At 58.9% G+C, this 6,674-nt stretch carries 6 protein-coding genes; 2 read left to right on the top strand and 4 right to left on the bottom strand.

Annotated features, from left to right (window positions below):
- The 4 genes from WBG04_RS16915 to WBG04_RS16900 all read right to left on the bottom strand — a co-directional run.
- Positions 1–642, bottom strand: a 642-nt coding sequence (locus WBG04_RS16915; RefSeq protein WP_424315835.1) for a Gfo/Idh/MocA family protein, incomplete at its 3' end; no start/stop codon positions are given.
- A 164-nt stretch (positions 643–806) separates the two neighbouring features.
- Positions 807–1,610 (bottom strand): sugar phosphate isomerase/epimerase family protein, encoded by an 804-nt coding sequence (locus tag WBG04_RS16910; RefSeq protein ID WP_424315833.1) that lies wholly within the window; start codon positions 1,608–1,610, stop codon positions 807–809.
- Positions 1,610–3,019, bottom strand: coding sequence for a glycosyl hydrolase (locus WBG04_RS16905; RefSeq protein WP_424315831.1), 1,410 nt, complete (start codon positions 3,017–3,019; stop codon positions 1,610–1,612). Before WBG04_RS16905 ends, WBG04_RS16910 begins: the two co-directional genes overlap by 1 nt.
- A gap of 66 nt (positions 3,020–3,085) precedes the next feature.
- Positions 3,086–3,619 (bottom strand): helix-turn-helix domain-containing protein, encoded by a 534-nt coding sequence (locus WBG04_RS16900; RefSeq protein WP_424315829.1) that lies wholly within the window; start codon positions 3,617–3,619, stop codon positions 3,086–3,088.
- A 140-nt stretch (positions 3,620–3,759) separates the two neighbouring features.
- Between WBG04_RS16900 and WBG04_RS16895 the strand changes: the two genes are divergently transcribed.
- Together WBG04_RS16895 and typA are read left to right on the top strand one after the other, a co-directional pair.
- Positions 3,760–4,743 (top strand): NAD(P)/FAD-dependent oxidoreductase, encoded by a 984-nt coding sequence (locus WBG04_RS16895; RefSeq protein WP_424315827.1) that lies wholly within the window; start codon positions 3,760–3,762, stop codon positions 4,741–4,743.
- Between the two features lie 107 nt (positions 4,744–4,850).
- Positions 4,851–6,674 (top strand): translational GTPase TypA, encoded by a 1,824-nt coding sequence (gene typA / locus WBG04_RS16890; protein ID WP_424315825.1) that lies wholly within the window; start codon positions 4,851–4,853, stop codon positions 6,672–6,674.

Genomic DNA, 6,674 nt, shown 5'->3' with positions numbered 1-6,674 from the left:
GCCGAAGAGATTGTCGATGACGTAGCGCCAGTGGCAGAGCATGTCGATGATCATGCCGCCACCGTCTTCCTTGCGATAGTTCCAGGACGGACGCTGGGGAGGGACGGTGTGGCCTTCGAAAACCCAGTAACCGAACTCGCCGCGGACGGACATGATGTCGCCGAAGAAGCCGTTTTCCTTGAGGCGCATGAATTTGACGAGGCCTGGGAGCCAGAGCTTGTCCTGGACGACGCCGTTCTTTACTCCGGCATCACGGCAGATCTCGTAGAGCTTGTAGGCGTCCTCGGTTTTGATCGCGGTCGGTTTCTCGCAGTAGACGTGCTTGCCCGCGGCGGCAGCTTGTTTGACGGCTTCGAAGCGGCGGAGAGTGGACTGGGCGTCGAAGTAGATCTCGTAAGCCGGGTCCTTCATCACCGAATCGAGGTCGGTGGTGTATTTCTCGACGCTGGTCTGGTCGATGAGGGCCTTGAGCTTGGTTTCATTGCGCCCGACCAGGATGGGGTCGGGCATGATCGTCTCGGTGGGCGAGACCTTGACACCACCTTGTTTGATGATGGCGTCGATGGAGCGCAGCAGATGCTGGTTGGTGCCCATGCGTCCGGTGACACCGTTCATGATGATGCCGATGCGATGTGTTTTCATGATTTAGAAGAAATTGAAACGCCAAGACGCAAAGTTCGCCAAGGCTGAGTATATTAAAATTCAGGACCAGGATGGATAGGATGGATTTGATATTGAAAGACAGAGATCAGAAAGGGATTTGATGATCTTCCCTTTGCGTCCTTTGCGTCTTGGCGGTGAAAAAATCAAACGTGGTTTTTGTAGGCTTGGATGATTTTGGCGAGGTAATCGTCGGGGTCTTGGGACCACCAGCGGTCGGAGAAGATTTCGACTTCGATCCAGTCGTTGAAGCCGGTGGCTTCGACTTGTTGGCGAATGCCTTTGATGTCGATGCAGCCTTCGCCCATCAGACCGCGGTCGTTGAGGAAGTCGTTGGTCGGGGTGAGCCAGTCGCAGACGTGGAAGCCGCAGATCTTGTTTCCGGCGCGCTCGATCTCCTGTTCGAGATTCGGATCCCACCAGATGTGATAGACGTCGGCGGCGATGCCGACGATGTCGGAGCCGAGTTGATCGATGATGTCAGTGCTCTGGCCGATGGTGTTCACGGCGCTGCGGCAGTCGGCATACATCGGGTGAAGGGGTTCGATGGCGAGTTTGACACCGAGTTTTTCGGCGTGAGGAATGCAGGCCGCGATGCCTTCGGTGATGTGCTTGCGCGCTTCGGGGAGTGAGAGTTCAGGCTTGGCTCCGCAGACGAGGACGACTTGGGAGGCTCCCATGATGGCGGCCTCGTCGAGGGCGCGGAGATTGTCGTCGATGGACTGCTGCTTCTCCTCAGGAGTGAGGTGCGGGAAGAAGCCGCCGCGGACGAGCGAGACGGCGGTGATGCCCTGGTCGTCGAGGATGCGGCGGGACTCCTCGAGGGGGCGTCCTTCAAGCCACTGTCGCCAGACGCCCATGCCGTGAACTCCGGCGGCGGAGTATTTCGCGGCGGCGGTGGGGAGATCCCAGGCCTTGGTGGTGATGGTGTGGATGGCAAGGCGGTTCATCACTTGAAAAACTGAAGGTAAGGGCCGCCGTTGATGAGGCGCTGGAGGTAGACGGCCAGCTCCATGGCGTGGTAGTCGCCCCACATACTGGATTCGCCGTAGGGAGCCTTGCTTGGGTCGGGGCGGTTGTCCCAGCCGTTCGGATGGTGATAGATGCTGTGAAGCAGGAGGCCCTGATGGTTTTCGTCGGTGCTGATGTAGGGTTCCGAGAAAAGGCTGTTCGCGGTGACGAGGGCGGCTTTTTCGTAGCGGTCGGCAAGTGTGCTCGCTTCGCTCGCGTTGTTGGATGAGGGCGAGACGCCCTCGCTCCCCTGCCTAAGGTAGCGGGCGAGACGGAAGAGGCCCTGGCAGGTGATGGCGGATGCGGTCGAGTCGACGGGTTCGAACTCGTTGTAGGGATCGGCGGGCTTGTTGAGGTAGTCGCCGAGCTTGTGCATGTTCGGACCGCCCTGGTCCCAGTAGCTGATGCCATCGGTCGGGGTGTTTGCGATGAAGTTGTCAGCGATGGCGGTCGCGGCACGCAGCATGAGAGCCTCCCATTTGGCCTTTCCTCCGAAGGGTTCGAAGGCGGCGTCCGGCATGGTGGCGAGGAGTTCGAGTTCTTCGGGGAAGCCAACGGCGGCCCAGGCCTGGCCGCGGGTCCAGGTCGAGAAGCCGGTGTAGCCCTGCTGGGAATTCGGGCAACGGTAGGCGCCGTCCTTGGTGTTGAAGATGGCTTCGTGGGTGGTGCGGCCGGCGACGTCCCAGATGTCGCGTCCTTCACCGTAGAAGACGGAGTAGGCAGCCGTTGACTCGATGTGGAGCAGGGCGCGCTCGAGCAGGGAAATCGCCTTGTCTCCTTCACCCATGAGGGTGTGGCCAAGGAGGTGGGCCTGCATCAGGATGCGGCAGGAGCGGATGGTGTCGACGAAGAGTGAGTGGGGTCCGTTGAAGGAGTGGATGAAGCCGCCGCCCTGGCGTTCGGTCCAGCGTGCGGCCTGGACGGCGCCGCTGACCTTGATGGCGAGTTCGTAGAAGTTCCGCTCCCATTCGTTATCGGGGATGCGGCCTTCGAGCATCAGTCTACGAAGATTGCCGTAGGTGGAGAGGTTGTTGAATCCGTGGTCGTGGACGCCGATGTGCGAGACGTGGCTGGCCATCGCGGCGACGGTGCGATCGCGGCCGGATTTGAGGGAGCTTTCGTCGCCGGTGGCATCGAAGTGAAGAATCGAGATGCCGTAGCGGAAGCCTTCGGTCCACTCCGTCCAACCGCGGGTGGTGTACTTGCCGCCGACGGTGAAGACGGGGGAGCCTTTGGCATCGTCGTATTCGCGATCGATGGATTCGACCTTCTGTTTGGCGAGGCTGAAGAACTGGTCGAGTTTGGGTGAGAGGGATTCGAGAGTGGGTACGGAGCTGAGGTCGATCATGGTTAAGGAAAAGTGCGTGCTTCGCACGGGTTTGGAATGAAGGACTTGGAAAGTCCTTCACCCTATTTAGAAGCGGTGAGTCTTTGTTAGATGGGCGATGATGAGTTCGGCGTCCTCGAGGATTTCGTAGGTGTGGGGGAGGACGGCGTCGAACTTGATGGCTTCACCTGGGCCCAAGGTGTGCTCCTCGTGAGAGAAGGCGATGTGGATTTTCCCTTGGCGAACCCAGCAGATTTCGTGTTCGTCGCCGTGAGCTTCCGGGTGCTGGAGCGAGGTGCCAGTGCTGGCGGAGGCATGGAACAAATCGACGCCCTGCCAGGAGAGTTTCTCAAAATCAAAGGGTCCGGATTGGTAGCAATGGATTTTCTTGATGTGGGCGGTTCGGGATTCCGCGAGAGAGAGGAGATCGGAGGCGGAGAGACCGAAGACCTTGGCGATGCGGAACAAGGTGTCGACACTGACCATGGATTGGTTCCGTTCCAGCTTCGAGAGGCTGGCGATGGAGAGATGAGATCGTTTGGCGAGTTCATCAAGGGTCATGCCCGCTTGCTTGCGGACATCACGGAGGACGGAGAAGTCCATGAATGAGGGATCAGACATCGGTTGAAACGTTGCGGAAGGCTATCGCGGAAGTGCCGAAACGCCAAATAATAATTTCTCTGAAGTGAATTATTGGCACGTATTTTAACATGAAAGAAAACATGTCGGCATAGTAGGCTTCGAGGTGTAGAAGGGCGCGGATGTCCGAAATAGAGCGATTCGAGATTTCGGGGATGGGCTTGGCGGGCTGCTGTGTGGGCTGGCATTTGCATTGGCGCGGCGTGGGGTTCCGTGCGCTTGAGGATTTTCAAAAGGGTGCGGCGTCAGGGGTGGCAGCAGGGCTGATGAATCCGGTGACCGGGAAGAATTTTGAACCCAGCTGGAGGATTGGCGATTTTCACTTGGAGGCGGTTGATTTTTTCGAACGGGTTGGCGAGCTGACTGGCAGGCGATTGTGGTTTCCGATGCCTGTGGTGCGTTTGGTGGGGGACAAGGATTGGCGCAAAGTGTCGAAGAAGCTCGAGCTTCCGGAGGTTGAGCCGTGGGTCGAGAAGCTTGAAGAAGAGATTGATGGCTGGAGGGCAGCGGTGACTTTGAGGGGTGGCGGAAGAGTGGATGTGAAGGGGTTTTGTGAGGTATCCCGCCGCTCCCTCGTTGAGGAAGTCGGGAAATCAACTCCGAAACCAAGCCTCGGACTGAGTGAGCTTGTTCGGTGCGAGGGGGCTTTCGGCCTGATGAAGGGAGCCATGGGTGAGCATCGATGTGCCAAGGGAGAGATTCTGACCTTGAGGGCTCCGGGGGCGGATCCGGGCCGGATTCTGATTGGTGGCGGCGGCTGGCTGGTGCCGATCGGGGACGGGCTGTTTCGGGCGGGCTCGACCTACGAATGGGAGCAGCTGAATGGCGAGCCGACGAGGGCCGGGCGAATCCGGGTCGAGGAGATTTTGAGCCGTTTGGGGATCACGGAGTTCGAAGTCGTGGCTCACGAAGCGGGCATCCGGCCGATTGTCAGGCGCAGCATGCCGCTTATCGGGCGACTGGCGGATGGAAGCGTGGGATTGAATGGATTGGGCTCGAAAGGCTCACTTTATGCGCCGGGCGTGGCGAGACGGCTGGTGGAGTGGCTGCTTGATGGGAAGGAAATTGAGGAGGATCTGAGCTTGGAACATTGGATGGGGGCCTGAAAGCGGCCTTGCCCAGTTATGCTGCTCCCAAAGCGCCACTCCGCTATTGCCATGGGCGGGAAATGGAGGCATAGCCCGCGCGCCCGTCCGATCCGGGCCATATCGCCATGTCTCTGAAAGTCCGAAATCTCGCCATTATTGCTCACGTTGACCACGGGAAGACCACCCTCGTGGATCAGCTTCTTCAAGCCGGGGGCACCTATCGTGAGAACCAGGCCACGCAGGAGCGGGCGATGGACTCGATGGATCTGGAGAAGGAAAAGGGCATCACCATCAAGGCCAAGAACACCGCGATTTTGTGGGAAGGCTACACGATCAACATCGTGGATACCCCGGGTCACGCCGACTTCGGCGCCGAGGTGGAGCGGGTGATGAAGATGGTCGACGGGGTGCTCCTTGTGGTTGATGCAACGGGTGGACCACAGGCTCAGACCCGTTTCGTCTTGCGCAAGGCGCTGCAGGAGGGTCTGAAGCCGATTGTGGTGGTGAACAAGGTGGACCGCCCGCTTTCCACTCCTGAAAAGGTCCACGATCAGGTGCTTGAACTCTTCCTTGATCTCGATGCCAGCGAAGATCAGTTCGAAGCTCCGTTCCTCTACGGTTCGGCTCGTGACGGCTACTTCATGGATACGCCCGACGGTGAGCGGAAGGACTGCGTGCCGCTGATCAACAAGATCATCGAATACATCCCGGAACCGGACGCCAAGGAAGATGCGCCGTTCTCGATGCTCGTTTCCAACATCGAGTGGGATGACTACGTCGGTCGTGTGGCGATCGGCAAGGTGCTTGGTGGTTCGGTGAAAAAGGGCGACAACATTTGGTTGCTTCGCAAGGATGGCACGAGGGTCCGCTCGAAGGTCGGCAAGACCTTTACCTACTCCGGTCTGGAAACCGCCGACTCCGAAGGCTGTGGTGCGGGTGGCATCGTCGGAGTGGCTGCCGGCATTGAAGATATTGATATCGGAGACACGCTCGCGGCCAGCGAGGATGCCGAACAACTTCCCTTCGTCGCCATCGATCCGCCGACCGTGCAGATGCAGTTTTCGATCAATGATGGTCCCTTCGCCGGTAAGGATGGCAAGCACGTGACTTCGCGCGCGATCCGCGATCGCCTGATGAAGGAGACCAAAACGAATATCTCGATTGAAGTGGAAGACACGGATACTTCCGGTGTCTTCACCGTTTCCGCGCGTGGCGCCATGCAGATCGCGGTGCTGGTGGAAACGATGCGCCGTGAAGGTTACGAGTTGCTGGTTTCCCGGCCGACGGTGATCTACCGCCGCGATGAGGCAGGTCAGCTTCTAGAGCCGTTCGAAACCCTCTACGTCGAAGCTCCGGACGAATACACCCAGGGAATCCTCAAGGCTCTCGCAGCTCGGAAGGGCATTCTTGAACACATGGATGTGGAAGCCAGTGGGCGCAGTCTGATTCAGGCACGCATTCCGACTCGTGGCCTGATCGGCTTCGAGACCGAACTGGTGAACCTGACTTCCGGTCACGGGATCATGAGCCACCTCTTCTCTGAGTATGGTCCGCATGCCGGTGAGATCGTCACGCGGATTACCGGAACGCTTGTTTCCATGGATACCGGCACGGCGACGACCTACTCGCTACAGTTGCTCGAGGCTCGCGGCAAGCTCTTCGTCGGAGCGGGCGACAAGATTTACGTGGGCATGCTCGTTGGTGAAAACCCACGTGCGAATGACCTTCCGGTCAATCCCGTGAAGGAGAAGCATCTCGACAACATGCGTTCGGCTGGAAAAGACAAGACTTCCAAGCTCGCGCCGCCTGTCGATTTCTCGCTTGAGCGCGCCATCGAATACATCGAGCAGGATGAGCTGGTGGAAGCGACTCCGAACAACATCCGCCTGCGCAAGCGCATCCTCGATCCGAACGTCCGCAAGCGGATGGAGAAGAAGGCGAAGGCTTGA

The sequence above is a fragment of the Haloferula sp. genome (assembly GCF_049672945.1).
Taxonomy (GTDB): Bacteria; Verrucomicrobiota; Verrucomicrobiia; order Verrucomicrobiales; family Akkermansiaceae; genus Haloferula.
The sequence above is the reverse complement of the archived record's forward strand: the minus strand, read 5'-3'. Positions and strand labels throughout refer to the sequence as shown.